21 protein-coding genes are annotated in these 26,399 nt (G+C 69.4%); 11 read left to right on the plus strand and 10 right to left on the minus strand.

From position 1 onward, the window contains the following. Nucleotides 1-41 precede the first annotated feature (41 nt). The 4 genes from OG361_RS34630 to OG361_RS34645 all read right to left on the minus strand — a co-directional run bounded on the left by OG361_RS34630 (nt 42) and on the right by OG361_RS34645 (nt 1,858). Nucleotides 42-692: a DUF6286 domain-containing protein gene (locus tag OG361_RS34630; RefSeq protein ID WP_405859911.1), complete on the minus strand. Its 651-nt coding sequence runs from the start codon at nt 690-692 to the stop codon at nt 42-44. 35 nt (nt 693-727) lie between these two features. Further along, on the minus strand, nt 728-1,135 hold the full coding sequence (locus OG361_RS34635) for an Asp23/Gls24 family envelope stress response protein (RefSeq protein WP_405859913.1): 408 nt from the start codon (nt 1,133-1,135) through the stop codon (nt 728-730). Further along, entirely contained in the window at nt 1,132-1,311 is a 180-nt protein-coding gene (locus tag OG361_RS34640) for a DUF2273 domain-containing protein (protein WP_266976499.1), read from the minus strand. The genes OG361_RS34635 and OG361_RS34640 overlap by 4 nt, the downstream gene beginning before the upstream one ends. 67 nt (nt 1,312-1,378) lie before the next feature. Beyond that, nucleotides 1,379-1,858 (minus strand): Asp23/Gls24 family envelope stress response protein, encoded by a 480-nt coding sequence (locus OG361_RS34645; RefSeq protein WP_405859915.1) that lies wholly within the window; start codon nt 1,856-1,858, stop codon nt 1,379-1,381. A gap of 165 nt (nt 1,859-2,023) precedes the next feature. On the opposite strand from OG361_RS34645, the gene OG361_RS34650 reads away from it, so the two are divergent. Genes OG361_RS34650 through OG361_RS34660 form a run of 3 tightly spaced genes read left to right on the plus strand, consistent with a single transcriptional unit; the run spans nt 2,024 to nt 3,689 of the window. Further along, nucleotides 2,024-2,668 (plus strand): RNA polymerase sigma factor, encoded by a 645-nt coding sequence (locus tag OG361_RS34650; RefSeq protein WP_405859917.1) that lies wholly within the window; start codon nt 2,024-2,026, stop codon nt 2,666-2,668. Beyond that, entirely contained in the window at nt 2,659-3,330 is a 672-nt protein-coding gene (locus tag OG361_RS34655; protein WP_405859919.1) for a hypothetical protein, read from the plus strand. Before OG361_RS34650 ends, OG361_RS34655 begins: the two co-directional genes overlap by 10 nt. Continuing rightward, nucleotides 3,327-3,689: a hypothetical protein gene (locus tag OG361_RS34660; protein WP_405859921.1), complete on the plus strand. Its 363-nt coding sequence runs from the start codon at nt 3,327-3,329 to the stop codon at nt 3,687-3,689. The genes OG361_RS34655 and OG361_RS34660 overlap by 4 nt, the downstream gene beginning before the upstream one ends. A 74-nt stretch (nt 3,690-3,763) precedes the next feature. Here the strand turns inward: OG361_RS34660 and OG361_RS34665 are convergent, their stop codons facing one another. Both OG361_RS34665 and ppk2 read right to left on the minus strand, forming a co-directional pair. After that, nucleotides 3,764-3,937 carry a hypothetical protein gene (locus OG361_RS34665; RefSeq protein WP_405859923.1) on the minus strand — a complete coding sequence of 58 codons (174 nt, stop codon included), beginning with the start codon at nt 3,935-3,937 and terminating at the stop codon, nt 3,764-3,766. A 193-nt stretch (nt 3,938-4,130) separates the two neighbouring features. Next, complete coding sequence (gene ppk2, locus OG361_RS34670) at nt 4,131-5,108, minus strand: polyphosphate kinase 2 (protein WP_405859925.1); 978 nt, start codon at nt 5,106-5,108, stop codon at nt 4,131-4,133. A gap of 244 nt (nt 5,109-5,352) precedes the next feature. Here ppk2 and OG361_RS34675 point away from each other — a divergent pair, with 244 nt between their 5' ends. Then, the gene (locus tag OG361_RS34675; RefSeq protein ID WP_405859927.1) at nt 5,353-5,508 is read left to right on the plus strand and encodes a DUF6131 family protein; all 156 of its coding nucleotides are present in this window, start codon (nt 5,353-5,355) and stop codon (nt 5,506-5,508) included. Nucleotides 5,509-5,586: 78 nt separating this feature from the next. Continuing rightward, nucleotides 5,587-5,760, plus strand: a complete 174-nt coding sequence (locus OG361_RS34680; RefSeq protein ID WP_405859929.1) for a hypothetical protein — start codon at nt 5,587-5,589, stop codon at nt 5,758-5,760. Between the two features lie 275 nt (nt 5,761-6,035). Here the strand turns inward: OG361_RS34680 and OG361_RS34685 are convergent, their stop codons facing one another. Next, entirely contained in the window at nt 6,036-6,866 is an 831-nt protein-coding gene (locus tag OG361_RS34685) for a DUF1206 domain-containing protein (RefSeq protein WP_405859931.1), read from the minus strand. A 586-nt stretch (nt 6,867-7,452) separates the two neighbouring features. On the opposite strand from OG361_RS34685, the gene OG361_RS34690 reads away from it, so the two are divergent. The 3 genes from OG361_RS34690 to OG361_RS34700 all read left to right on the plus strand — a co-directional run bounded on the left by OG361_RS34690 (nt 7,453) and on the right by OG361_RS34700 (nt 10,112). Next, entirely contained in the window at nt 7,453-8,163 is a 711-nt protein-coding gene (locus OG361_RS34690) for a hypothetical protein (protein WP_405859933.1), read from the plus strand. 118 nt (nt 8,164-8,281) lie between these two features. Next, nucleotides 8,282-8,794 carry a toxin-antitoxin system, toxin component gene (locus OG361_RS34695; protein ID WP_405859934.1) on the plus strand — a complete coding sequence of 171 codons (513 nt, stop codon included), beginning with the start codon at nt 8,282-8,284 and terminating at the stop codon, nt 8,792-8,794. Between the two features lie 13 nt (nt 8,795-8,807). Then, nucleotides 8,808-10,112 (plus strand): DUF6545 domain-containing protein, encoded by a 1,305-nt coding sequence (locus OG361_RS34700; RefSeq protein ID WP_405859936.1) that lies wholly within the window; start codon nt 8,808-8,810, stop codon nt 10,110-10,112. Between the two features lie 316 nt (nt 10,113-10,428). On the opposite strand, the gene OG361_RS34705 is transcribed toward OG361_RS34700, so the two are convergent. Further along, complete coding sequence (locus OG361_RS34705) at nt 10,429-16,245, minus strand: discoidin domain-containing protein (RefSeq protein WP_405859938.1); 5,817 nt, start codon at nt 16,243-16,245, stop codon at nt 10,429-10,431. Nucleotides 16,246-16,525: 280 nt separating this feature from the next. On the opposite strand from OG361_RS34705, the gene OG361_RS34710 reads away from it, so the two are divergent. The 3 genes from OG361_RS34710 to OG361_RS34720 all read left to right on the plus strand — a co-directional run bounded on the left by OG361_RS34710 (nt 16,526) and on the right by OG361_RS34720 (nt 24,629). After that, nucleotides 16,526-22,729 carry an RHS repeat domain-containing protein gene (locus OG361_RS34710; RefSeq protein WP_405859940.1) on the plus strand — a complete coding sequence of 2,068 codons (6,204 nt, stop codon included), beginning with the start codon at nt 16,526-16,528 and terminating at the stop codon, nt 22,727-22,729. 167 nt (nt 22,730-22,896) lie between these two features. Next, nucleotides 22,897-24,213 (plus strand): hypothetical protein, encoded by a 1,317-nt coding sequence (locus tag OG361_RS34715; protein ID WP_405859942.1) that lies wholly within the window; start codon nt 22,897-22,899, stop codon nt 24,211-24,213. A gap of 149 nt (nt 24,214-24,362) precedes the next feature. After that, nucleotides 24,363-24,629: a restriction endonuclease gene (locus tag OG361_RS34720; RefSeq protein ID WP_405859944.1), complete on the plus strand. Its 267-nt coding sequence runs from the start codon at nt 24,363-24,365 to the stop codon at nt 24,627-24,629. A gap of 31 nt (nt 24,630-24,660) precedes the next feature. Here the strand turns inward: OG361_RS34720 and OG361_RS34725 are convergent, their stop codons facing one another. Together OG361_RS34725 and OG361_RS34730 are read right to left on the minus strand one after the other, a co-directional pair. Beyond that, nucleotides 24,661-25,389, minus strand: coding sequence for a FadR/GntR family transcriptional regulator (locus OG361_RS34725; RefSeq protein WP_405859946.1), 729 nt, complete (start codon nt 25,387-25,389; stop codon nt 24,661-24,663). After that, a complete protein-coding gene (locus OG361_RS34730; RefSeq protein WP_405859948.1) occupies nt 25,380-26,393 on the minus strand; it encodes an aldo/keto reductase in 1,014 nt (337 codons plus the stop codon). The genes OG361_RS34725 and OG361_RS34730 overlap by 10 nt, the downstream gene beginning before the upstream one ends. Between the last annotated feature and the right edge of the window lie 6 nt (nt 26,394-26,399).

Genomic DNA, 26,399 nt, shown 5'->3' on the forward strand with positions numbered 1-26,399 from the left:
CGTTCCTGTCTCTTGCTCGGCCGTGGTCCTTCAGGGACGAGTCACTTCCGGCGTGGGCGTACCCGAACGGAAAGCCCAGGGGGGCGGGCGAGGGCAAGCCGGTCGAGTTCCTCCCGCAGAGCGACCAGGAGATCGGCCTTTACGTCGACGGGGGCACGGAAACGCACGTCCGCCCGGGCCCCGATGCGGTGCTTGAAGACTCGGATCCTGGCAGCGCTGACGCCGGGGACGCGCATGGCGGCATCCCGCAGAAGGAGTGCCGCGGCGTCACGATCCAGCACGGCGTGCATCTGCCCGTCGGAGGTCCTGAGGGGCATTTGGTGACGCAGGCCGCGGGTGAGTGCCAGGACGACCAGCCAGAGGCCGAGGAGGCACATGACGGCCGCGCCGATCTGTATCCAGATGTCGTCCAGCGGGCGAGTGGCCAGTTCGTCGACCAGGTGCGTGCGCCATGCTGCGGCGGGTTGGCCTGCGCGGACCCTGACGATGTCGAACAGGAGGGTCCCGGCCGCAGCCCCGATGAGCAGGGCGGTCAGTGCGGCGGGTATCCGGCGTGCGGACCACCGGCGCCTGACGGTCGGCCTTGGGCTGGCCGGAGGCTGCTTCTCCAGCTGCCCCACCGTGCGGGAGGTGATCTCGTCGGTCCCGGTGAGCTGCTCCGTATCGGCCGGGGGGTCTTGGTCCCGTTTCATGCCGGCACTCCTTCCCGCTGTGCCTGCGGACCGGTTCACTGCACGCGTCGGTCTTCCAGGCCGCCGGAGGGAACCAGGTGCTCGATGGCGAGGGTGACTTCAGTGACGCGCATCCCGGTCAAATGGGCGACCCGCTCGCTGACGTAGTGCTGCAGCTCGCGCGAGGTACGGGCGAGGTCTGTCGGGTAGGGCAGGTCCAGTGTCAGCCCCAGCCGGGCTGTGCCGCTCCCGACGGTGACCGAGGCGTGCGGAGCAGCCAGCTTCACGTGAGCGGCTGACGTGTCCGTGTCCGTTTGCGCGGCCAAGGCCTCCCGCGCGGCGCGGGCCGCAATGCGGGCGACCACCTTGTCCGGGATCACCGTGGCGCCGCGTTCGGCAGCCGGTAGCGCCGGCCGGAGGGCTGCCGCTCCGCCCGGCGAAGCGGCGGCAGGCTGCGAGGTCACTGCCGGTCCCGGGAACGCGTGAAGTCGGAGAGCACCAGGTCACCCTGCAGCATGCTGCCGATCACCAGGCCCACCAGGCCCAGGAACGCCACGAGCAGGAACGCCCAGAAGCCGCCGAAGAATGCGGCGAAGCCCAGGGCCATACCGGCAAGCAGGCCCGTGATTGCTGCGCTCATCTCACTCACCTGAATTTCACGTCGATCGCTTCCTTGCCCGGCGGCGGAATGCCGTGGGCTGCGAGAGTCACTGCACGCGGCCCTCGCCTTCCTCGCCTTCCTCCTCGTCGGCCAGGTGGACGTCGTCGACGGTGATGTTCACTTCGACGACCTCCAGGCCGGTCATGCGTTCCACAGACGTGATGACGCTGGTGCGGACGTCGCCGGCGACGTCCACGATGGCAACGCCGTACTCCACGACCACGTCGAGATCGACGGCAGCCTGCCGTTCCCCCACTTCCACCTTCACACCGCGACTCATGCTGGGACGTCCGCCGGGGACCTTGTCCGTCACCGCCCCGAGCGTGCGGGCCATGCCGGAGCCGAGGCTGTGGATGCCTGGCACCTCACGGGTGGCCATTCCTGCGATCTTCTCGACCACGCTGTCGGCGATGGTCGTACGGCCCCGCGTCTCGGGCGCCGTTCCGGCGCCGGTGTGGCCCGTGAGGGCCTTGCCGGCAGTGCCCGACTCGCTCCCGCCCGCGGGGGGGTTGATGGTGTCCGACATGAGGACCTCCCCAGGGTGTCCTTCCGGGCGCCGGTGCGGTGCCCTCATGCTTTAGACACGCCGCATCGACATTCCTCACCCGACTCGCGTGACGCATGCACCGCATACCATCGAGAGTGCGTACGCAGGCCGTGACGCCCCTCTCCGGCAGAAAGCGAGCGGCGGATGCGCGATCGGACCAGATCCCCGCCCTCGTACGGGGCAGACCTCCCGCTGCGGCCGGCGCCGCAGCCGACCGCCGATGTCGCCGCGGACCAGGACAGTCCCAGCGACCTGGACGACAGTGTCCTGGCGGTACGAGCCTCCGAAGGGGATGAAGAAGCCTTCGCCGTCCTGGTCCGTCGGCACGGTGGCCGCCTGCTCGCCCTCGCCCAGCACCTGCTCGGCAACCGGGCAGACGCCGAGGACGCCGTCCAGGACTCCTTCCTCAGCGCCTGGAGACGGCTACCGGAATTCCGCCACGGCGCCTCGTTCGGCACGTGGATGTACCGCATTGTCACGAACCGTTGCCTCAACACGTTGCGTCACCGGCCCCGCCCTCTGCCCCTGGACGTCATCCCCGAACCCGCTGCCGCGGATGCGGACAGCTCACCGCCACGAGTGGCCGAGTCGGACGCAGCCACGGCTGCCCTGGCGCGAGCGCTCTTGGAACTGCGCCCCGAACTGCGCGTGTGCTGGGTCCTGCGGGAGCTGCACGGCCTGCACTACGAAGAGATCGCCCATGTGATGGGCAGCAGCGAACAAACGGTGCGCGGCAGACTCTTCCGCGCACGACGCGCTCTGACGGAGGCGATGCGCCCATGGCGCTGAACGACCCATACCTCACCCCCCACGACGAGCCCACGAACGTGGGCGCCACGAGGGCCGAAGCACCGCCGATCCCTGACGCCGAGCTGTTGGCCGGCGCCGAACCGCTGCCCTGCGGACGCCCCCTCGGGCGCGCCTGGGAGCAGGCCCGCGACCTCGCCGGCGCGGCAGACCCGCACAGCAGCAGCTGCCCCTACTGCCAAGAGGCCGTCGAAGGGCTGGCAGCCCTGGATCGGGCCACCCGTGCACTGCGGGCCGAGGAGCAGCCCGACAGCCACAGCCTCGCCAACCGGGTCGTCAATGCGGTCCGGGCCGAGGTACGACTGGGGGCGATGCTGCTGCTGGACGATCCCGATCACAATCTGCGCATCGCCGAGAGCGCTGCCGCGAAAGTGTTGCGCCGGGCGGCCGACACCGTCCTCGGCGCCCGCGCTGCCAGCTGCCGTCTCACCCCCGTACCGGGCGGCCACTCCATTGCCCTCACGGTGGCCACCGCACTCGACCAGCCGTTGCGGGAACAGGCTCAGAGGATTCGCCAAGCCGTCCTTTATGCAGCTGAGCACACCCTCGGTCTCGCCGTCACAGCCGTCGACCTGGACATCAACGCGGTGCTGGAACTCCCTCGCGTTCCGCGTGGCGAGCGCTTCGAGCTGAGCGAACGATGACCGTCTCCCACCGCGAGGACATTCAGCGGGCCGCAGCCGCAGCAGCCCTCGCGGTTCCCGGTGTCGTAGCGCTACAGCCCGCGCTCGCCGACCGGCTGGCTCTCGCAGCGTCCCGCGTCTACGACGCCACGACGGCAAGCACCGCCTCGCACCACGAGGTGGCCGGCATCCGCTGCCAACACACCCCGGAAGGAGGATGGCACGTGGAAGTGCGCTGCATCCTGCATGTTGACCGCCGAGTCGTCGTCGTCGCCCGGCAGGTGCGCGAGGATGTCCGGACCGCAATCACCGCCTCCGTGACCGGGCGTTGCGCAATCAAACCGGTCACCGTTCTGGTCTCAGTCACCCGCGTCGATTAGACCGTTCGCGCGCCCTGCCTGCCGTGCGCCACCGCACCATCCATCGGGCGGCAGCCGCCGCCGATCTGTCATGGTCAGAGTTTGAACGCGTCCTTGCCCTTTTCCTTTACATGACGGCCTTTGCCGCGGGCTTCCAGCGCGGCACCCTTAGCCGCAGTGGTTTCGTTGCCTAGGGCATGCGCTGCCTTCCTGACCGCCTTCCCGATCACTTGCTCGGCCTTGGCCTTGACCTTCTCGCTGGTGCTCATGTCCGCCCCTTTCTGCATACGCCCCTACCCGGGGCGGGGAAGAACAGGCATACGGCACAGATTCCGGTTGCCCTGCAGCTCGATGGCCAGGTCGTCGCTGGCTGTGGCACCCATGCAGGAGGCAGCCTCGGACCAGCGAGCGCGATGGAGCGGGGCGTCGGCCTCGGACCCGGCGCGCCACCCCGCACGGGCGTTATGGGTCTTCGTTCGGCGCGGGGTGGCTTCCCGGTCCGGAGGTCGGTCCGGCGAGGGGAGTGGGGGAGAGGTCGGAGAGTTCTTCCCCGGGCTCCAGGAGGGTGTCGGCACTACCCACGATCAGGGGGTCGGGCTGCCCGACCACGGCCTCGTCCTTCCGGTCGTAGGCGGTCTGGCAGAGCAGACTGCGCATGGCTTCCAGACGGGCGCGTCGCTTGTCGTTGCTCTTGACGACGGTCCACGGGGCATGAGTGGTGTCGGTCGCGCGGAACATGGACACCTTGGCGCGGGTATAGGCGTCCCACAGGTCCACCGAGGCCAGATCGGTGGGCGATAGCTTCCACTGGCGTACCGGATCGACCTGGCGGATCGCGAAGCGGGTGCGTTGTTCGCTGCGGGAGACGGAGAACCAGAACTTGATCAGGAGAATGCCGTCCTGGACGAGCATGGCCTCGAAGGCCGGGCACTGGCGCAGGAAGAGCTGGTACTGGTCGTCGGAGCAGAAACCCATGACCTTCTCGACGCCGGCGCGGTTGTACCAGGAGCGGTCGAAGAAGACGATCTCTCCCGGGGACGGGAGATGGGCGATGTAGCGTTGGAAGTACCACTGGCCCGCTTCCCGGTCGGTGGGCTTGTCCAGGGCCACGATGCGCGCGCCGCGAGGGTTGAGTCGCTCGGTGAACCGCTGGATGGTGCCGCCCTTGCCCGCGGCGTCCCGGCCCTCACAGATCACCACGACCCGGGAACCGGTCGCCCTGACCCAGCTCTGCATCTTGAGCAGCTCGATCTGCAGAATCCGCTTCTCCCGCTCGTACTCGCCTCGTCGGATCTTGCGGTCGTAGGGGTAGTTCTCCCGCCAGGTGCGGATCGGAGCGCCGTCCGCGTCGAGCAGCACGGGCTGCTCGGGACGGCTCGTGTCGACACTCAACCCGGTGAGCAGGTCCTCGCCCTCTTCCTTCGTCCGCTGATCGTCCATGCTCGGCACCTACCCGCTCACTCGCCGATCAGCGTCCCTTCTGCGTGCATCGTCCGGGTTCGAGCCCGGACGGAAGCACCGGGCCGACCGTGTGGCGTCGCTGCCGGGCGCGTGCTCCGAACCGATCCCCGTTGGAGTGCGGCCGGTCAGCAGCGGGAGGCGCGGCGGCGACGGTGAAACGGGGCAGGCCGCCACTTACGGGTCGCGCCTACTCTGGAAGGTACCCACGAGGCCGGAGGCAATCATGATCATTCTCGGGGTCATTCTGCTTCTCGTCGGGCTTGTGGCCAGCATTTCCATCCTGTGGACCATCGGGATAATCCTGATCGTCATCGGAGTCATCCTGTGGATCCTCGGGGCGGTCGGTCACGCGGTCGGCGGACGCCGTCACTATTGGTAGGCCACTCGGCTCCCGCGCTGATGCAGCCCCCGTAGTCCAGTTTCCATCGCCGCCATGCCACAAGGAGGGTGTAGCGCGATGCTCCTCTTGCTGATTCTGCTCAGCAGCGCCGTTGCGCTGATCATCATCGGCGCTGTCGTGGACGGGATGCTGTACCTGCTCTCCATCGGGGTGCTGCTTCTGGTCGTCGCCGTGCTGTACCTGCTCGTGCGCTCGGTATTGCGCCGTAGAAGCCGGCCCACGACGCTCTGACGGTAGATGCGGCCTCCACGTTCAAACGCGGTTCGGCCCGGTCCACGTTCCTGGCGGCAAGGACCGCGTCAAGGTCGCACGGGCACGCCCCGAACGAGTGGTCCGTGGAGCGCTTCGATGCGCCGCGGCGCGCTCGTCGTAGGTGATGTGTCGGTAGTCGCTGCCGAGATCGGCCCCTCAGCCAGTCGCTTGGGGGCGGCTACCTCTGATCCTCCGGGCCGTGAACTGCCTGCGCCGCAGCCATAGATCGGAGTGGGACTGCACGACTTGACGGGTCAGACCTTGCGCCACTTGGCGACGCCGAAGGAGAACAGTCCGAACAGCGCCAGGCCTACCGCCACGGCGAGCAGCAGCCAGCGGCCGGCCGGTGTGTAGGCGAAGGAACGGATCGCGTCGTCCATGCCCTTGGCCTCGGCCGGATCGAACTGGACGGCCGCCTTGAGGGCGAAGAAGCCGACCGCCGCGAAGACGAGGCCCCGGGAGACGCCGCCGGCGACTCCGGTGACGTTCATGAAGCGGCGCTGGCTCTTGGACAGCTGTGCCCACTTCAGGCGCTTGCGGTACGTCCGTAGTCCCGCGCTGCTCGCGATGCACACGCCCGCGACGACGATGCCGACCGCCACCGCGCCGACCCACCACTGTCCGCCCGGCAGGCCCAGCACCCGGCCGGTGACATCCTGGCTCTGCCGGTCGCTCGAACCCGCCCCGCTGCCCCGGTCGCCGACGGCGAAGGAGAACACGAGGAAGGACACGACCGCGTAGAAAACGAACCGGAAACCGGACATCGCCCGCTCGGTCGCACGGTCTCCGTCCGGTCCGGCGGCGCCGAACACGGCTTCCGTCAGGCGCCACAGCGCCATGCCGGCGAGCCCCACGCCGAGGGCCCAGAGCAGGACGGCGCCGAAGGGCGTGGAGGTGATCTGGGCCAGGGCTCCGCCCCGGTCGGCCTGCTCGTTCGTGCCCGTCCATCCGATGCGTACGGCCAGGACGCCGATCAGCAGATAGAGCACTCCCCGCGCAGCGAAACCCGTCCGGGCACCCGCCCGCACCGCGTCGCCGCGAGCCGCTCGTCTCGCCACCGCCGCAGCTGACCCCACTCCAGTCATATCGGGTCCTCCCTGCCTGGAGCTAGCGACTGCCCTGACCCGCGGGTCGCAAACCCTCCGCCGCCGGGTCGGGGCCACGCCTGCGTGTCGAGCCGGTCCTCCACGCAGCGCTGGGCGTACTCGACACCAAGGTCTGACCAGCCGGTGGGGCTGGGGCCGGTGTCGACCATTCGCATCGTCTGCTTCCAATATCCAGTCTCATTGGCCGCCGGCCAGTCGACGGTCGAGCCTGCTGGGATCTGGGCGGCTTTCGGAACAGATGCCGAGGGAATGATCCGCATCACGCAACCATCCAAGTAACCCTGGACATCAGCCCGATCGAGATCAGCACACCACCGCCGAGGTCATCCACCTCCGGCCGGCCCACACCCGCGGACTGCACCGCGAGCCGCACCCGGCCCGGCCCGGCGGCCGGACGCTCGGAGGGGCGGGAGGCCGCCGACCGGCCACCGACCGGCCGGGACGAGCCCGGAGCCGGCAAGATCGGGGGATCGGTGATGACGGATCAACGGTGGTTGCTAGCCTTGCGGGGCCTCGTCCGATGACCGCGGGAGTTCTTGTGAGTGGTGGGCCTGCTCAGGACCTGATGGGCACGGTGCGTGGGATCGACGCGCTGTTGGACCGCATGGGATTGCACCGCGAGGACGTGCTGAGAGTGGAGGGCGAGGGCGGGCTGTCGTATGCCTCCGGGCTGGCCGCGGAGGAGGTACGGGAGCTGCTGCGTGGCGAGCGGTCCGCTGAGCCCGGCCCGGGTGTGGACGTGGTCGAGGCGCGACACCGGCGCGTGGTCGAGCGGATCCTGTTCCTGCGCGCGACGCGGCTGCGCTCGGCCCCGGACGGCAGCAGACGGGCTCACTCCATCGCGGAGATAGCGGCCGGCGCGGGAACGAGTGCGCAGTGGCTCGACAAGATGATCAAGACAGGCAGGGCGCCGAACCTCGACCACGCCGCCGGGATCGCGGCATTCTTCGGAGAGAAGATCGAGTTCCTGGTGGCCGAGCCGGCCGAGGCGCTGGACCGGGTGTTGCAGCAGATCCACAAGGACCTGCTGGAGCGGACCGTGGAGCGCCAGGACCAGGATCTGCGGCGCCTGCGAACCGCTGGGACCGCAAGCGGGGTGGATCCCTCGCTCGGCGTTGTCGCGTACGCTGCCCGCGCTCTGGCCGACGTACCGGACGACACCGCCCAGCCCCTGATCGCCCTGATCGAGTCCGTCGCACGGCGTTCCCGGGAGGAGCGCGCCCGGGAGGCCCGCGCGGCCCTCGAGACCGGGGTGGGGCACAATGACGTCGATTGAGCGCGGCGGCGTGGAAACGACGTCTCACCAGCGATAGCGCGCAAGGAACGATGCATGGGGGGCTGTGCATCATCCGTTACGAGGGGACGGGTGGCACGGGGTGGGGGTCTCGCGAGAGATGAGGCGGTATCGCGACGCGCTGTTCATGGGTCTGCCGCAGCCGGCCCCCGATCGACCGGTGGAGCTGCTGAAGGCGTTCTGCGCGTGTGCGGCGCGGAGCAGCGGGCGCGAAGTACGCCTGATGCTCGAAGAGTTCCCGCCGGACACGGTGACGGGCCTGTGGCTGGACATGGGCGACCACGATCTGATCGTCCTCGAGGCGAACACCTCACCCCTGCACCAGGTCGTGATCCTGGGGCACGAGTTGTGGCACCTCAAGGAGGGGCACTGCGGTCATGGCGGCGCGGCCGGCGCGACGGCCGCGGCCCGCATGCTGGGGGACCGCTGGAGCCTTGCCGACGCAGTCACCCACGTCGCCGCCCGTACGGAGCCGGACCTCGAGGAGGAACGGCGTGCGGAACAGTTCGGCCGGATGCTGGCCGACCGGGTCAGGCCCTATCTGGAGCGCAGGCGTAGCACGGCCCCCTCCGGCGGAGTGCCCGGCCGCATCTGGGCTTCGCTCAGAGGATGACGGGCGAGAAGGCGTGAATCTCTACATCCCGGCCGCCGCGCTCGGCATCGTGCTGGTCGTCAAACTTCCCTCGTTGGTGAGGCGTTGGCCGAGCCCCGTGGTCCGCAGCGTCAACGCCGTGATCTTCCTGCAGGCCGCGGCGTTCTTCTTCTCGGCGCCCCCGACCATCGCGGTCGTCAACGAGTTGACCGGCGTCAGCAACTTCTCGGCGGTCCTGGTCTACTGCATCCTCTCCGCCTACGCGTGTGCCTGCCGGGTCCTCATGGAGAACTGGCGTGAGGACGTGGAGGTTCTCCCCCGCACCCGCCGCCGGGTCAGGCGTTGGATCTGGGGCCACGGTGTCGTGACCGTCCTGCTCATCGGCTGTTTCGCTTGGGGCGAGGCGCCGGTCGAACGGCAGCGTGACTTCGAGACGTATTACGCCAACACCCCCTTCATACGCGAGATGGTGCTGCTCTGCCTGTTCGCCGTCACCGCCGCTGCCGCCGCGGCGGCAGCGGCGTGCTGGAAGTGGGCGCGTGACATCCGCAGGGAGCTCCCCGAGCGGAAGACACCGGCCGGAGGCCTGCTGCGCATGGGGCTCACCGTCCTGGCCGTCGGCTTCCTGACCAACGTCACCTACGGTACGGCCAAGCTGGCCGCGGTCGTGGCAGCCTGGAGCGGCCGGGACTGGGAACCGCTCAACCGGGTGGCCATGTCCTTCGCCTGCCTCGGCACCCTCCTCGTCGCCGTCGGCTTCCTCATCCCCATCGTCGGACCCTGGATCACCTCACAGGTCTTCGGGCCGCTGCGGACTCTGCGCTCCCTGGGCCCTCTGCGGCGAACCATATGTCGCGACGGCGGTCCCCGTGGCCGGATGCGGCTCCCCACTGCCTGGTACGCGGGCCCCGGCCGGCGCCTCACGGACCGGATGACCGACATCCACGACCGGATGCTGGAGCTGGGGGCGTACTGTTCGGAGGAGGTACGGGCGGACGCCTACGCCCGGGCCCGCGAGGGGGGCAGGACGGAGGCCGAGAGTGTCGCCTTCGGCCTGGCCGCCATGTTCAGTGCGGCGGCGGACGCCCGCGCCCTCGGGATCCCCGCCGACAAGGAGCAGGGCGTGGCGGCGGTTCGGGCGCTACGGGCTGCCGAAGCCACGTACCGCGACCTTTTGGTCGGCATCTCCCGGGCTCTGCCGGCCGGGCCGTCATGCCGCACGGGGCTCCTGCCGGAGCGGCAGATTCCCCGAGTCCGGACCGGCACTCCTCCGGGCAGTCGCCGGACGGGGCCGCCGGCATGGAGGCCGCCTGGGCTGGACCGACACGCGCGCCCTTGAGGACGACCGGGTTCTGCCTGACGGATCCGATCCACGAGGCGAGGTCGTCGGTGCTCGCGGCGACGGCTCCCGTTTGGCCGCCGTACGCGCGGCGGAGGACCGCAACCTCCTGGTGTCGATCTCCCGGGCCCTGAAGGCGCCCCGCGAACGGCAACCCGTGGGAAAGGGCCGCCGCTCACGGAGGTTTCGTACGCCGCACCCGGCGACTCGCCCGGGACGGTCCGCGGGCGGGCACCCGTATGTCGTGCCGGACACGGCGGGGCCGCCGGTCACACCGGCGGCCCCGCGCTGTTTCACTCGGTCCTGCGATCGTCGGCTAGGACGCCGACGGGTCGTACGCCTCCAGTTCGACGAACTGCATCCGGTAGTGGCCGGAGGAGTCCTTGGAGAGGTTGGTGCCGGTCACCCGTATGTACCGGGCGTTCTGGGTCGGGAACGGGAACTGCTGGACGGCGTTGCCGGGCTTGGGGTAGCCGGTGCGCTGGGCCACCTTGGTCCAGGTCGTACCGTCCTGGGAGACCTCGACGGCGAAGTCGACGGGGAAGCCGCTGCCGGTGTCGGCGGCGCTGTCGTTGCGCGGGTAGAGGTTGATCCAGCCCACCGGCAGGGACGCGCCGAGGTCGACCTTGGCCCACTCCTGGTGGTTGGCCGTGAGCGTGTTGTCGCTGCTCCAGCCCTGCAGGCCGGGCAGTGCGGAGGGGTTGCCGTCGGTGAGCGCGGCGGCCGTCCAGCCGGGGCCGGCGTAGCTGCTGCTGGCGGTCACCGCCGCGCCCTTCGCGACGTTTCGGCTCTCCCGGGGCAGCGACTTGCCGCTGTACGCCCCCAGCCCGCTGAACTGCATGTGGTACTCGCCGCGGCTGTCCGTGCTCAGCTTCGTCCCGGTGATCCGGACGAACCTGCCCGGCCGCGGCTCGAAGAGGAAGTGCTGCGGCGAGGCATCGGGCTTGGGGTAGCCGGTGCGCTGGGCCACCTTGGTCCAGGTCGTACCGTCCTGGGAGACCTCGACGGCGAAGTCGACGGGGAAGCCGTTACCGGCGTTGGCCCCGTCCGTGCGCGGCCGCAGCGTGATCCAGTTGAGGCTCTGGAGGGTGCCGAGGTCGGCCGTCACGTGCTCGGTGTGGCTCGCGCCGGTGTCGTTCGCGCTGCTCCAGCCGGTGGCGGTGTTGTTGTCGACCAGGCCGCCCGGGCTCCAGGTCGCGTCCACGTAGCTGCTGCTGGCCGTGACCGCGGCGCCCAGGGCCAGGTTGGGCTGCGCCGAGTTGAAGGCCTTCTGGCCGTACACCTCGAGCTCGGCCAGCTGGAGCCGGTAGTCGCCGGGAACCGCCAGCTTGGTCGCGCTGACCTTGACGTAGCGCGCGTTGCGATTGTTGAACGGGAAGGGCTGGACGGCGTTCCCGGGGCGGGGGTAGCCGGTGCGCTGGGCGACCTTGGTCCAGGTGGTGTTGTTCTCGGACACCTCGATGGTGAAGTCGACCGGGAAGCTGTAGCCCGTGGACTCCGGTGTGCCCGTGCGCGGATAGAGGCTGACCCAGTTCACCGACTGGCGGGTGCCCAGATCCACGGTGACGGACTCGCTGTGGTTTGCGCCGGTGTTGTCGTTGCTGCTGAAGCCCTGCGACGCAGCGGTGGAGTCGCGCTTGCCGTCCACGATGTTGGAGCGGCTGAAGCCGTCGGCCTCGTAGCTGCTCGTTGACGTGACCGGGGCGCCCTTGGTGAGGTTGACGGCGGAGGAGAGGAGGTAGCGGCCGCCGCTCGCCTCCAGCGCGGCCAGCTGCATCTGGTAGCGGCCGAAGTTGTCCTGGGACAGCTTGGTGCCGGTCACCTTGATGTAGCGGGCACTTTGCGCCTGGAACCAGAAGGACTGGCCGGCGTCACCGGGCCGGGGGTAACCGGTCTGGCTGACGACCGGGGTCCCCCAGGTGGTGCCGTCGCCCGACAGCTGGACGGTGAAGTCGACGGGGAAGCCCATGCCGGTGTTGGCACCGTCGTTGCGCGGGCGCAGGTTGACCCAGTTGAGCGACTGGCTCGCGCCGAGGTCCACCGTCACGGATTCGGTGTGGTTGGCCAAGTACGTGTTGCTGCTCCACCACGTGGAGGGGTTCGCGTCGACGAGGGCGCCGGCGGGTCCGCTCGCGGCACTGCTGCTCGCGGTCACGGCCGTGCCCACGGCGAGGTCCGGGACCCGCGGATCGTAGGCCTGGTCGCTGAACGCCTCCAGCTCGGCGAACTGCATGTGGTAGTTGCCGAGATTGTCCTTGGAGAGCTTCGTGCCGGTGACCTTGATGTAGCGGATCTGCTGGGTGTCGAAGGGGAATTCCTGCGCGGCGGCGTCCGGGCGCGGGTAGCCGGTCCGCTGCACCACCTTGGTCCAGGTGGCGTTGTCCGGGGAGACCTCGATGGTGAAGTCGACAGGGAAGCCGGCTCCGCTGTTGGCACCGTCACCGCGCGGACGCAGGTTGATCCAGTTGACCGAGCGCGGTGCCCGCAGGTCGACGGTGACGGACTCGGTGTGGCTGACACCCATGTTGTCGGCGCTGCTCCAGCCGCCCTTGGTGCTGCCGTCCACCAGGCCGTTCAGGGTCCATCCGGAGCCTTCGTAGCTGCTGCTGGCCGTGACGGTCATGTCCTTGGCGAAGTTGAAGGCACCCGTCGCGAGCTTCTGGGGTCCGTAGACCTCCAGCTCGGCGAACTGCAGGTGGTAGTCGCCGTGCGGGTCGGTCGACAGCTTCGTGCCGGTGACCTTGACGTACCGGGCGTTGGCGGTTTCGAAGGAGAAGGACTGGTCGGCGTTGCCCGGCTTGGGGTAGCCGGTGCGCTCGATCACGCTGTCCCAGGTGGTGCCGTCCTCGGAGACCTCGATGGTGAAGTCGACGGGGAAGCCCATGCCGCTGTTGGCGCCGTCGTTGCGCGGGTACAGGTCGACCGAGTTCAGGGCCTGTCGGACGCCGAGGTCCACGGTCACCGATTCGGTGCGGTCGCTGTTGGGGCTGGCGGTGGTGGTGCTCCAGCCGTTCGAGCCGGGCTGGGAGTCACGCCGGCCGTCCACCAGGGCGCTCTTGCTCCAGCCGTCGGCCTCGTAGCTGGCGGTGGCGGTCACCTGGACGCCCTTGGCGAGGTTGGGACCGGTGTGGGTGGAGCCGGCGGTCAGCGGGGCGTCGAACGTGTAGCCGCCCTGGGTGGAACCCTTGCCGGGCCAGACGGTCAGGGAGTTGCCCTGTGCGCGGCCCCAGAGGTCGGGGCGGCCGTCGCCGGTCAGGTCGGTGCTGGAGGACAGCTCGGGGTAGGTGGAGGCGCCGGCCCCGGTGAGGATCTTCACGGGCTGGGCGGACTCGCCCCAGGATCCGAGGTCGAAGCGGCCGTCGGGCGTCTTCTTGCCGACGTACTGGTAGACGTCACCCGAGTCGTCCTGGCGCACCCACAGGTCGGCGATGCCGTCGCCGGTGGTGTCGCCGGGAGCGATCAGGGTGTGACCGCGCCAGCTGTTGCCGCCGATCTGGATGGGGTCGCTCTGCTCGTCCAGGTACCGGCTCTCGGAGCCGTAGTAGAGCCACAGCTTGTCCCCCTCGCGGACCAGCAGGTCGGCGAGGGCGTGGGTGCCGTTGAGGGAGCGCGGTCCGCCGGTGAGGTCGTCGATGGCCAGGATCTGGGTGTCGTCGTCGTGCCAGAAGTCCGTTCCGGGGCCCTGGCAGTCGCCTGCCTCGGCGGCGTGGCGCGGGCAGGCCACGGTGAGCTCGTAGGCGTCCTCGGGGCGCACGATGCCGTAGCCCGTGTTGGGGTAGACGTACAGCTTCTGCCGCTTGTCCACGTCGTCGTACCGGCGGACCAGGAGGTCCTCGATGCCGTCGTTGTCCCAGTCGCCGCGGTGGCTGATCAGGCCGCCCTGCAGGGCGGCACCACCGTAGGCGGCCGTGCCGAACTTGCCGTTGCCCTGGCCGAGGTAGCTGCGCAGGGTGCCGGAGGGGTCGAGCGACCAGGCGTCGGCGTTGCCGTCGCCGTTGAGGTCGCCGGGGCGGTCCTTGGCGCCGGTGCCGTTGGCGTACAGCAGGTACGCGCGCTCGTCCGAGCGGTTGCCGACCCGGTCCAGGCTGTACGCGTAGACGTAGCCGGGGCCGACGGCGGGCGGGGTGATGGTGACGGTGGCCGAACTGCCCGGCGCGCTGCTCACGTTGACGCCGCGCTCCTGCGGGTCCCAGCTGGTGCGGTAGCGGTACGCGACGACGTCGCCGATGCCGGCCGCGCCGAAGGTGAACTTACCGGCGGTGACCCGCGCCTTGCCCGTGACGGCGGGCCAGCCCGCGTCGCCGTTGGGGTACTCGGGAGAGGCCACCGTCGGCGGCTTGCTGGGCCGTTCGCGGTCCACCTCGAAGGACTTGACCGCGCTCCAGCCGGAGTACGCGCCGTCCTGGTCCTTCGCGCGAACCCGCCACTGGTAGGAGCCGGTGGGGATCTTCGCGTCGGGCAGGGCGAGGGTGGCGATGCGGCCGCGCTGGGCGGAGATGTGCTCGTCGACCACGGGGGCCTGGCCGGGCTGCCACACCTGGAAGTTGGCCTGGAGGTTTCCGGCGTCGGCGTCGTTGATGAGCGCGTGGACGCTGATGTTGGTGTTGCCGATCAGCGGGTTGCTCGGGTTGGTGCCCAGTTCCGTCGGGACGTCCGGAGCGGTGTTGTACTCGGTGGACAGGACGGCCGTCTTGGGGTCGAACTTCTTCCAGGCGAAGGTGTCGCTCTCGTTGGCGGCGTACATGCCCAGGGTGATCGAGTTGTCACCGGCCGCCGCGACCTGGCGGATCCTGTTGGTGACGTCGAACTCCAGGTTGCCCTCGGGGCAGTCGGAGCTGCCCTTCCAGCCCTTGGACTCGTTCTTCCAGTCCAGCAGCGTCTTCTGGGTCGGCTGGTTGTACCAGTTGGTGCCCGCGTGGATGCCGCCTGTGGTGTCCCAGAGCTGGACGACACGGGCCTGGCAGGACCAGGACCAGGTGTTCTTGATCCGGAAGGTGGACGCCTTCACGTCCTTGCCCTTGATGTTGGAGGTGTCCAGCTGGAAGAAGGAGCGGGACAACCCGTTCGTCTTGTTCTCGTAGCCGACTCGGGCTACGTCATTCGCGTTCCAGTACGAGTTGCCCTTGTACACCGCCGAGACCCGGGTCCAGTTCTGCCGCTTGCCCTCGGCCCAGGACGGGTCGATGAAGACGGGGTAGACCGTCTCGGGGTCGGTCAGCAGGTCGCGGTCGGGGGTGATCTCCAAGGACTGCCCCACGACCCGGGTGGTCATGAGCGCGTCCTTGGCGCCGGGGCCCGGCTCGAAGGGGTCGTCGGAGCCGTCCCCGGCCGCCGCCTGCGCCGTCCCGGCCGTACCGGAGCCCGTCGCGCTGATCTCGGAGGAGTCCCACATCATCGGCGCGGGGCTGACGAAGGCGGCCTGGCCGGCGGGGTTGCGGGCGTAGAGGTTGCCGGTGGTGTCGGCGGTGACGGAGAGCCCCACCGTGTCGATGCCGAGCTTGAGGGTGGCCAGGTCCGGATGCGCGGCCGCCGCGGGGGTCTTGACGACCAGCAGCTGGGAGAAGCCGTCGACGTCCGCCTTCAGCTGAAGGTCCACGTCCGGGAGGATGTTCGCGTACGTCGCGACGTTGCCGTCCAGGGTCGGCTTGGGCAGCGGCTTGGGCCAGCTCAGCTCCATCCGCCGGCCGTCCTCGGCGACATGGGCCATCGGGCCCGCGCCGCCGGAGAAGGACATGGCCACCGTGGCGGCCGTGGGAACGACCCGGCCGTCCGCGGCGAAGGTCAGGGTGGGGTCGGTGGGCACCCAGTCCTGGCCCACCAGAACCCGGACCGCCGATCCGTAACGGTCCACCGAGAAAGAGCCGTTGGGATTGGCCCAGGTGTCCGAGTTCTCGGTCCGGCGGGAGAGCAGCTCGACGCGCTTCCCGGTCGCCTTCGCCTGGGCCGAGGCCGTCTCCGCCTCGGTGGGTTCGGCCCCGGTGGGGGCGGCGTCGGCGACGGGGAGCAGGCGCGATGCCTGCGGTACCGGGGGCTGCAGGGCGGCGACGGCGCCCAGCACGGCGGTCGCCAGTCCGGCGGCCACGACCCGGCGGCCGAGGAACCGCAAGGACGGTCTTTCTCGCAAGGCAGACACCTACTGCTCCTTTGTGGGCTGATGTTGCAGCGGACCATGACCGCCCCACCATGGATTGCGCCGATCGCTTACTTTCGGCTGTCCCATATGGAGGTCATCAATTCCAGTTGTAATGGAATCAACTACGGTTGATCCGGCGGTGTTAGCGTACCTGCCTCCAACCATGTGGTTCAGCCTGGGAGTTGAAGTGAGAAGGTTCACAAGTCGTTCCGCGGGGGGCTCTCCCCGGGTACGCAGGCCACTGAGCTGGGCCCTACGGCCCGCTCTCGCCTCCACCCTGGTGATCGTCGGGCTCGCCCCGGCGGGCGCCTCAGCCGTGACCGCCTCGGGCTGGGCGCCGCCACAGCTCAAGCAGGCCTCGGCGATACCTGTCGGCCCGGCCAAGAGCGGCCACAGCGCCGCCCTCAGCAAGCCGGACCAGACGGCGCAGGCCCTGGCCGAGGCGGCCAAGTCGCGCCATTCGCATGCGAGTCACCTTCTGTCGAAGCCGTATTCCGCAGAGCTGACGGCCAGTGGCGCCGAGGCCACCGGGTCCTTCCCCGTCACCCTGGTCTCGCTCTCCGACCGGGCGCCCTACGCGGCACCCGCGAAGCCCTCGCAGCGCGTGAAGGTGACCGTCGCCGACCACAAGGCCGCCCAGCGCTCCGGAGTCCAGGGTCTGCTGTTCAGCATGGCCGGCACGTCGACCGCCCCGGGCCGGGCGAAGATCCGCGTCGACTACTCCGCGTTCCGGGGCGCCTACGGCGGCGACTGGGCCTCCCGCCTGCGCCTGGTCCAACTGCCGGGCTGCGCGCTGACCACCCCCGCCGTGCCCCGCTGCCGCGTGCGCACCCCCCTGCCCACGGTCAACGACACCCATACCGGCACTCTGACCACCACGGCCCCGGTGGCCGTGGCCCCCAAGGACGGGACCTCTTCCGCCCGTTCACTCGTCTCCAGCGCTGGGGCGACCGTTCTGGCCGCCGAGGCCGGCAGCTCCGGCACCAACGGCGACTACAAGGCCACCTCCCTGCAGGCCTCCGGTTCCTGGAGCGCGGGCAGCTCCTCCGGCGGCTTCAGCTGGACCTACCCCCTCGCCTTCCCCGCCGTGCCCTCCGGCCTGGCGCCCAAGCTGTCGTTGAACTACTCCTCGCAGAGCGTGGACGGCCGCACCTCCGCCTCGAACAACCAGCCAGGCTGGGTCGGTGACGGCTGGTCGATGGAACCCGGGTTCATCGAACGCCGCTACCGCTCCTGCAACGACGACATGGAGGGCGGCACCAACACCGAGAAGTCCGGTGACCAGTGCTGGTTCACCGACAACGCCACCCTGAGCCTCGGCGGCCGGACCACCGAACTCGTCTTCGAGCAGGGCAAGGGCTGGCACGCCCAGTCCGACAACGGCGAGCGGATCGAGAAGCTCACAGGCGCCTCCAACGGCGATGACGACGGCGAGTACTGGAAGGTCACCGGGACGGACGGCACCCAGTACTTCTTCGGGCTCAACCGCCTCCCGGGCTGGTCCGACGGCAAGTCCGAGACCAACTCCGCCTGGACCGTGCCGGTCTACGGCAACCACGCCGGGGAGCCCTGCCACAACAGCTCCTTCGACGCCGGCTGGTGCAAGCAGGCCTGGCGCTGGCAGCTGGACCACGTGGTGGACGTGCGCGGCAACGCGCAGACGTACTACTGGAACGCCGAGACCAACAACTACGACCGCGGAGCCGTCGCCGGCGCGGACAAGGGCACGCCCACCGCGTACACCCGCGGCGGCTGGCTCGACCGGATCGACTACGGTCTGCGCTCGGACTCCGTGTACTCCGCCCCGGCCATGGCGCAGGTGAAGTTCGACGTCGCCGACCGCTGCACCGATGAGTGCGGGCTGTTCGACAAGGACCACGCCGAGAACTGGCCCGACGTACCCGTCGACCAGAACTGCGCCGACGACGCCGCCCAGTGCGAAGGCCAGTACAGCCCGACCTTCTGGTCGAAGAAGCGGCTGACCGGCATCACCTCCAAGGTGCTGACCGGCGGCGCGTACAAGGACGTCGACACCTGGGCCCTGGAGCAGACCTTCCCGCCCTCCGGTGACGGCACCGCACGCCCGCTGTGGCTGTCCACCATCCAGCGCACCGGCCATACGAACGGCAGCATCACGCTGCCCAAGGTCACCTTCCTGGGCCAGCAGCTCGCCAACCGCGTCGACAAGCTCGGCGACGGGCTCGCGCCCTTCATCCGCTACCGCGTCTACCAGATCAACACCGACACCGGCGGCAGCATCGGCATCACCTACTCCGCCCCCGGCTGCACCGCCACCACCCTGCCACCGGCCGACGCGACGAACACCACCACCTGCTACCCGGTGAAGTGGGCCTTCGAGGGCGAGACCGCGAAGCTGGACTGGTTCAACAAGTACCTCGTCGAAGAGGTCGACGAGGGCGACAACCTGGCCGAGACCCCGGACGTCGTCACCCGCTACAGCTACCTCGGCGGCGCCGCCTGGGCCAAGGGCGAGGACGAGTTCACCAAGCCCGAGGACCGCACGTACGGAGACTTCCGCGGCTACGGCCTGATGCAGGTCCGCAAGGGCGACGGCCTCGACCGCCGTACCCTCACCGAGTCCCGCTTCTTCCGCGGGATCGACGGCGCGGAGGTCGCCGACTCGACCGGTGCCGTCGTCACCGACCGCCCCGAGTTCGCCGGCCAGACCCGCGAGACCGTCTCGTACGACGGGGAGGGCGGCGCCTGGATCAAGGCCACCTCCAGCGTCCCGTGGCGGTCCGCCGTGACCGCGACCCGGCAGCGGGACGGGCTGCCCGACCTGGAGGCCCGGTTCGGCGGAGTGGAGAAGGAGATCACCCGGGTCAAGACCTCCACCGGCGAACGCAAGGCCTCCACCACCCGTACCTTCGACTCCGTCGGCATGGAGGTCACCTCCGCCGACTCCGGCGACGAGTCCAAGAGCGGCGACGAGAAGTGCACGCGCACCGAGTACGCCCGCAACACCGGACTGAACCTGCTGTCACTCCCGGCCCGGGTCGAGACGGTGGCCGTCTCCTGCGACTCCGCCGTCACCCGCCCGGACGACGTCATCTCCGACAACCGCAACGTGTACGACGGCGGCTCCTTCGGCGGCGCGCCCACCCAGGGCAATGTCACCCGCACCGAGGTGATCAACCCCGACGGCAACGGCTACTCGCCCAAGGGCAGCACCACGTACGACGTGTACGGCCGCCCGACCACCGTCACCGATCCCTACGGCAAGAGCACCCGGACCGACTACACGCCGGCCACGGGCGAGGTCGCCACGAAGACGGTGGTGACCAACCCGCTCAACCATGTCGCCACTACCACCTACGAGCCGCTGCGTGCCCAGCCGATCCTCCAGGAGGACCTCAACAGGAAGGTCTCCACAACCCGGTACGACGCTCTCGGGCGGGTGACCAAGGTCTGGCTCCCCGGCCGCGCGGCCGCCACGTACCCGGACAGCCCGCACCTCTCCTACAGCTACCTGGTACGCACCGACGGCCCGATCGTCGTGGCGACCAGCACCCTCACGGAGACCAGCGGCTACCGCACGACGTACGAGTTCATGGACGGCCTGCTGCGCAGCCGGCAGATCCAGGAGCCCTCGCCCGGCGGTGGCCGGCTGGTCACCGAATCGTCGTTCAACACCCTCAACCAGAACTGGAGGAACTCCGGCAAGTACTACGCCGCCGGGGACCCCTCCAACATCCTGGTCACGGGGGCGGAGCTGAGCTACCCGGCCGCCACCGAGACCGTCTTCGACGGCGCCGGCCGCGTCACCGCCGTCGTCAGCAAGAAGTTCGGTGACGAGCAGAGCCGGATCACCACGATCGACGAGGGCGACCGGACCACGATCGTCCCGCCGGCGGGCGGCACCGCCAGGACCACCCTCACCGACAACCTGGGCCGGACCGTCGAGACCCGGGAGTACACGAACGCCGCACGCACGGCCTACGAGTCCACCCACTACGGCTACGACCGGCTCGGCCGCCTGGCGAAGGTCACCGACGCGGCTGGGCGGAACTGGACGTACGGCTACGACGTACGGGGCCGCAAGACCTCCGTCAAGGACCCGGACACCGGCACCACCCTGATCACGTACGACATCGGGGACCGGGAGACCGACACGAAGAACGCCCTGGGCACCGTCCATCACACCGACTACGACGCCCTGGGACGCAAGACCGCGGTCAAGGTCAACGGCGTGCTGACCACCGAATACGTCTTCGACACCGTGGCCAAGGGCAAGCAGAGCGCGGCCAAGCACTACGTCGACGGCCACGCCTACGTCTCCGAGGTGACCTGGTACAACAACCGCTACCAGGCCACGGCGTCACAGCTCACGATCCCGGCCGTGGAGGGCGCCCTGGCCGGCGTCTACAAGTGGACCGCCGGCTTCAACGCCAACACGGGCAAGCCGGAGTACTCCGAGGAGCCCGCGGTCGGCGGCCTCCCCAAGGAAAGGGTCGCGATCCGCTACGACGGCGACGGTCTGCCCGTCGCCACGACGGTCGGCGGTGCCATGCTGGCCGGTGCCACCACCTTCGATCACTACGGGCGGACCATCAGCACCGAGCTGGGCGAGGTCGGCAGGAAGGTCCGGCAGGTCAACGAGTACGACGAGCACACCGGCCGGCTGACCCGCACGGTCACGGACCGCGAGACCGCTCCGCAGCGCCTGGACGACACCCGGTACGGGTACGACCTGGCCGGGAACCTGACCAAGGTCGTCACCGCCTCGGGCCAGGACGCCCAGCTGACCACGGACACCCAGTGCTTCGGCATCGACGGCCTGAGCCGCATCACCGAGGCGTGGACGGCGAACGACGGCTGCGCCGCCGCCCCGTCGGGCACCACCGTCGGGGGCCCGGACGCGTACTGGACCTCGTACACGTACGACGCCATCGGCAACCGCAAGACCGAGGTGCAGCACAAGGCACCGGGCGGTCCGACCGCCGATGTCACCCGCACCTACGGCACGCCGGTCACCGGAAGCCGGCTGCCGTCCGTCTCCATCTCCGGCGGCCCGGACAACGGGAAGACGGAGGCCTACACCTACGACAACGGCGGCAACACCGTCCGCAGGCAGCTGCCGTCGGGCGACCAGGCGCTGGCATGGGACAAGGAGGGGCACCTGGCCAAGGTCACCGAAGGCGCCAAGACCACCTCGTACGTGTACGACAGCGAGGGACAGCGGCTGATCCGCAAGGACGCCTCCGGGTCCACGCTCACCCTGCCCGGCGGCACCGAGGTGCTGATGAAGCCGGACAACACGCTGGTGGGCACGCGCTACTACGCTCACAACGGTGGCACGGTCGCGGTTCGCAGCCAGGGCAAGCTGTCCTTCACCCTCACCGACCACCACGGCACGGGCACGCTCCAGGTGGACTCCGCCACGAACGCCGTCACCAAGCGGCGGACGACGCCCTTCGGGGCTGCCCGGGGTGCCCAGCCCGCCGGGTGGACCGGGGACCGGGGCTTCATCGGGGGCACGCGCGACGCGTCCACCGGACTGACCCACCTCGGGGCGCGTGAGTACGACCCGGCGATCGGCCGATTCATCTCCGCCGACCCGGTGATGGACCTCAGCGACACACAGCAGATCAACGGGTACGCGTACGCCCACAACAACCCGCTCGCCTCCAGCGATCCGACCGGTCTGTACGACCCCGACCTGAGGGACTACTGCCGGCAGAACCGGTCGGAGTGCGCCGGGGACCGCCTCAAGCAGGAAGAAACGGTGGACGACGAGTGGGAAGAGGTCGTGGAGCTCTTCAACGACCACCCGGAAGGCTCCCGGTGGGCGCCGTTCGAGGTCGGCCCGGGAGAGGACCGCGGCATCATCATGGTCCGCTTCTACATCCACACGAAGAAGGCCGCCCTGGGCATGCTCGCCGGCGACGACCGCGGAACGACCTCCGATGCGAACGCGCCGTACCGGATGACACTTCTGTGGGACACCGCCACGGGCCAGTGCCTGTTCACCATCACCGCGTCGGAGACACCGTCGAGGAATGTGGCCAAGAAGGTGGCCGCGGATCCGGGGAGCAAGGCGCCCTGGAAGTGGGAGACGGAGACCATCCCCGGCAGAATGATTCCGGCCCGCCCGATGGACGTCGACGGATACACCGATAACACCGTCATCAAGGGGCACAACGTCGTCAACCTGCACAATCGGGGGGCGAGTGTGTCCCCGGAGAAGCTCGACGTGGGCATCCACGCCGTCAACAGCCTCCTGAGGCTCTTCGCGGTGGACGCCAACCTCACGGTCGAGGCGACGAAGACGGACGTGAAGATCACGCGGACGGGCGACCCCTATCCGGACATGGAAGTGTTCCAGTACCGCAAGGGCATGACGCCACGGGTGATCGCCCATGACAGCATGGCCAGCCCGACCGGGCTGGACTCCATCCCCGCAGATCCGAAATTCAAGATCAACCGCTCGTGGGTGAACGGCCAATGCGTCAGCGGCTGCTGATCCCCGCCCGATGAACCAGCGGCCCGGTACTCCTCTCGTGGAGGGGTACCGGGCCGCTGTCATACGCTCCGGCTCACTCCACCGATTCCCGTCCGGGGTGAAGTGGTACTTCGTCTCCGCCTCGTCCTCCATCAGCCGTAGGCTGTTGCAGGAAACAAGGGGAGACGATGATCGACTACCGCAAGGCGACTGTTCCGGTGTGGACGCTGGCGACCGGTGACGTCCGGGTGCCCGCATTGACCGGAGAGAAGCCGATGACTGCTGAGCGTTTGAGTGAACTGCGCAGCGTGCTGGCCGCCCTTGCCGACGAGCCGATCGCCACACTTGAGGTGCATCCGCTGCCCGACAAGGTGGACCGTAGCCGAGGCATCCCGCTCGATGCCGTGAGTCCGCTGGCACAGCACTTGTCGCAGCTCGTCACGCAATCAGCGCGAGGTTCCTCTACTGCGGCTAAGGCGACCGCTGCAGGCGAAGGCCTGTATCGCATGGTGGTTCCAGCGAAGGTTGCCGCCCAGTTCGGTCAGGGCATCGTTCGCCCGATGGCGGCGAAGGCGGTGGCCGGTGGCATCCGGGGGCCACTCGTGAACTCAACGGGCGGCATCGTTGCCGGCGCTACCTTCGTGCCGGTCGGGAGAGCGGCAGCAGCAGGCACGGTCGGTGGGGCCGGTGCGACAGCCGGCGTCGCGGTCGCCGGCAGCGCGGCGCTCACCGTGGCCGCGCCGCTCGTGCTCATGGCCGTAGCGGTGGGAGTGAGCGCGAATGCCGACGGAAAGCGCCAGCAGGCCATCGAACGCATCACAGAACTGCTGGAGCAACTACACGAAGAGAAGCTCGAGGATGAGCACAGTGAACTCGACGGCTGCCGCGATGCCATCGACAAAGCCACTGCCATTCTGCTTGACCAGGGCAAGCTCGGTGCCTCGCTGGGACTGGACTCGGCAGTGCATGCCATCAATTCGGCGCTGGGCGCCGCTGACCGCCGCCTTGCCCGGTGGCAGAGCGCACTCGACAAACTGCCCGACGGCCAGGCCGTCGAGATCGGCACGCTGACCAAGTCGTTCCCCGGCATCGACGATCACGGCGGCGAGTTCCGAACCCACCTCGAACTCGCTGCCCTGGCCATTGCGCTGAAGCAGCGGGTCAACGTCCTGCAGGCCGTCGAGCACGCCCAGAACGACCCTGACAACTTGTTCGAGAACTTCACTCGCGCACTCAAGCGCGACCAACAGCGCCTCGAAGAAATGGAGTCGAGCATCGCCAGTGTCCTGCTGCGCTTGTCGGTGCTGGAGTTGGCACGCCCGCAAGGGTTGCGGCCTGTCTTCACGACCGGTGAAGTCGATCGCCTGATGGGCGCGATACACCGGATCCACCAGTTGGGTGATGGCGTCTCGGTCAACAGCCGCACGACGGACGTGGCGATCGAGATGGTCCGCGACAGGGACGGCTCGTTGGTCGTGTTCCCTGCGCTGCCCGCTCAGTCGTAGGCGCGCTCTGGCACCTTCAAGGTGGAGCACACGGAGTTGCATCGCCCCCTCACCGTTCTGGGAAGTACACCGCGCAGGGTGAGCGCAGCGCCTCGGGGATGCCCGGCGCACACCAGGCGGGGGCCGGACCCGCATCCGCATCTCCGTGTGTGGAAGAAGACGCCGTTTCATCCGCGGGGGTGTTCCGCGCGAGATCCATCCGGACGTGGCAGGATGCCGAGCTCGCCGCCGTCGACCACATGCACGGTCTCGGTTTCACCGACGCGCAGATGACGGGTGCCGGCGCCGATGGGGGCATCGACGTGATCGCCCGCGACGCGATAGCGCAGGTGAAGCACTACAGCCAACCGGTCGGTGTCGGCCCGTTCGAGAACTGCGGGGAGTGGCGGACTCGCACCGGCACCTGCTGTCCGTAGCCGTCGCGGACTTACCCTCCGATGCGGAACATCAGTGAGCGGGTGACTGCGTCGGTACGTCAGCGGGAAGATCTCCTGCCCGCAGGTGTTCCTTGAGGCTCTGCTCGGTGTTGCTGACGTGCATCAGGGCGGCGGCGCGGCTCAGTGAGGCGTCGCGGCTGGCGAGCGCCTGGTAGATCGCGTCGTGTTCCGCGAGGGTCCTGTCCGCGGCTTCGGCGTCGAGGCGTCCGCGCCAGATGCGGGCGCGCAGCGTGCGTCCGGAGATGGCGTCCAGGAGGGTGAGCAGCGCGTCGTTGCCCGTGGCCGAGACGACGGCGCCGTGGAAGGCTGCGTCGTGGGCGTTGAGTCGTTCGACGTCGTCCCGGGCGTCCCGCATCGCGTCGAGGTGCCGCCTCACCTCGGTGAGCTGCTCGTCGGAGATCCGCGTGGCCGCGAGTTCGGTGGCGGCCGGCTCAAGCAGGCGGCGGACCTCCATGAGGTCCTGCAACGCCCGCGAGTCGCCTTGGAGCAGCTCCACCGCTCCGCCGAGGCTCTCGAAGAGGAGGGTGGGCTCCAGGCTGGTGACGTAGGTGCCGTCGCCGCGCCGGATCTCCAGGACACGGGCGACGGCAAGGGCCTTGACCGCCTCGCGGGCGAGGTTGCGTGAGAGACCCAGCTGAGCGGCCAGTTCCTGTTCGGGAGGCAGTTTCGAACCCGGCGGCATGACTCCGGTGCGGATCAGCTCACGGATCCGCGCGATGGCCTTGTCGGTCAGCGACAACGCGAACTCCTTCGACGACGGTTCTCGGCGGGTACGTCCGGTCTGATCAGTCCTTGGGCGCGAAGGTCGTCCCAGAGGCTCTCGGGAACGTGCCGACGGTGAAGCTCCGTGTTGCGGGTCACCTGCGCGGCGCTTCTCATGCCCGGGGTGACGTTGATGATACTCGGGTGACTCCAGGCGAAGGCGATGGCGGCCGCCGGCAGCGTCGTACCGTGCGCGGCGCAGACCTCGGCGATAGCCCTGGCGCGGGTCAGCAGCTCGGACGGCGCGTGGCGGTAGTCGTACATCATGCCCTCGGTCGGCCGGTCCTGGGAGAGCAGCCCGGAGTTGAACACGCCGACCGCCACCACGCTCTTGCCGCGTTCCTGTGCCGCGGGCAGGACGTCGTCCAGAGCAGACTGGTCGAGCAGGGTGTAGCGCCCGGCGAGCATGACCACGTCGGCCGGGGTCTCGCGCAGGAAACGGGCGAGCATGGCCGACTGGTTCATGCCGACCCCGACGGCCCCGACGACTCCCTGGTCGCGCAGGTCCGCCAGGGCCGGCATGGCCTCGTCGGCGGCCTGCCTCCAGTGGTCGTCGGGGTCGTGCAGATACACCACGTCCAAGCGGTCCAGGCCCGTGCGCTGCAGGGTGGCCTCGATGGAGCGCAGTACGCCGTCGCGGCTGAAGTCCCATTCCCGGCGCAGGTCGTCCCGTACGACGAAGCCCTCGGTGTCGACGCCGCGCGGGTGTTCGTTGGGCACGAGCAGGCGCCCGACCTTCGAGGAGACGGTGTACTCGGCGCGGGGCCGGTGGCGCAGGGCCGCACCGAGCCGGCGTTCCGAGAGACCCAGGCCGTAGTGCGGCGCCGTGTCGAAGTACCGGATGCCGCCCTCCCAGGCCGCCTCGACCGCGGCGGCGGCGTCCACGTCGGGGGTGGTGCGGTACAGGTTGCCGAGGCTGGAGGCGCCGAAGCCGAGTTCGGTGAGCTCGACGGCGGTGTCCGTGATCTTTCGATGTTTCAAGGCGTG

It is taken from the genome of Streptomyces sp. NBC_00090 (assembly GCF_045160815.1).
GTDB lineage: Bacteria > Actinomycetota > Actinomycetes > Streptomycetales > Streptomycetaceae > Streptomyces.

Bases quoted from the DNA above. Each gene is read 5' to 3' on its own strand.
- OG361_RS34665 (WP_405859923.1), bottom strand. From the start codon at position 3,937: ATGAGCACCAGCGAGAAGGTCAAGGCCAAGGCCGAGCAAGTGATCGGG.
- OG361_RS34640 (WP_266976499.1), bottom strand. From the start codon at position 1,311: ATGAGCGCAGCAATCACGGGCCTGCTTGCCGGTATGGCCCTGGGCTTC.
- OG361_RS34630 (WP_405859911.1), bottom strand. From the start codon at position 692: ATGAAACGGGACCAAGACCCCCCGGCCGATACGGAGCAGCTCACCGGG.
- OG361_RS34695 (WP_405859934.1), top strand. From the start codon at position 8,282: ATGAGGCGGTATCGCGACGCGCTGTTCATGGGTCTGCCGCAGCCGGCC.
- OG361_RS34660 (WP_405859921.1), top strand. From the start codon at position 3,327: ATGACCGTCTCCCACCGCGAGGACATTCAGCGGGCCGCAGCCGCAGCA.
- OG361_RS34685 (WP_405859931.1), bottom strand. From the start codon at position 6,866: ATGACTGGAGTGGGGTCAGCTGCGGCGGTGGCGAGACGAGCGGCTCGC.
- OG361_RS34645 (WP_405859915.1), bottom strand. From the start codon at position 1,858: ATGTCGGACACCATCAACCCCCCCGCGGGCGGGAGCGAGTCGGGCACT.
- OG361_RS34715 (WP_405859942.1), top strand. From the start codon at position 22,897: ATGATCGACTACCGCAAGGCGACTGTTCCGGTGTGGACGCTGGCGACC.
- ppk2 (WP_405859925.1), bottom strand. From the start codon at position 5,108: ATGGACGATCAGCGGACGAAGGAAGAGGGCGAGGACCTGCTCACCGGG.
- OG361_RS34650 (WP_405859917.1), top strand. From the start codon at position 2,024: ATGCGCGATCGGACCAGATCCCCGCCCTCGTACGGGGCAGACCTCCCG.
- OG361_RS34675 (WP_405859927.1), top strand. From the start codon at position 5,353: ATGATCATTCTCGGGGTCATTCTGCTTCTCGTCGGGCTTGTGGCCAGC.
- OG361_RS34690 (WP_405859933.1), top strand. From the start codon at position 7,453: ATGGGCACGGTGCGTGGGATCGACGCGCTGTTGGACCGCATGGGATTG.
- OG361_RS34680 (WP_405859929.1), top strand. From the start codon at position 5,587: ATGCTCCTCTTGCTGATTCTGCTCAGCAGCGCCGTTGCGCTGATCATC.
- OG361_RS34655 (WP_405859919.1), top strand. From the start codon at position 2,659: ATGGCGCTGAACGACCCATACCTCACCCCCCACGACGAGCCCACGAAC.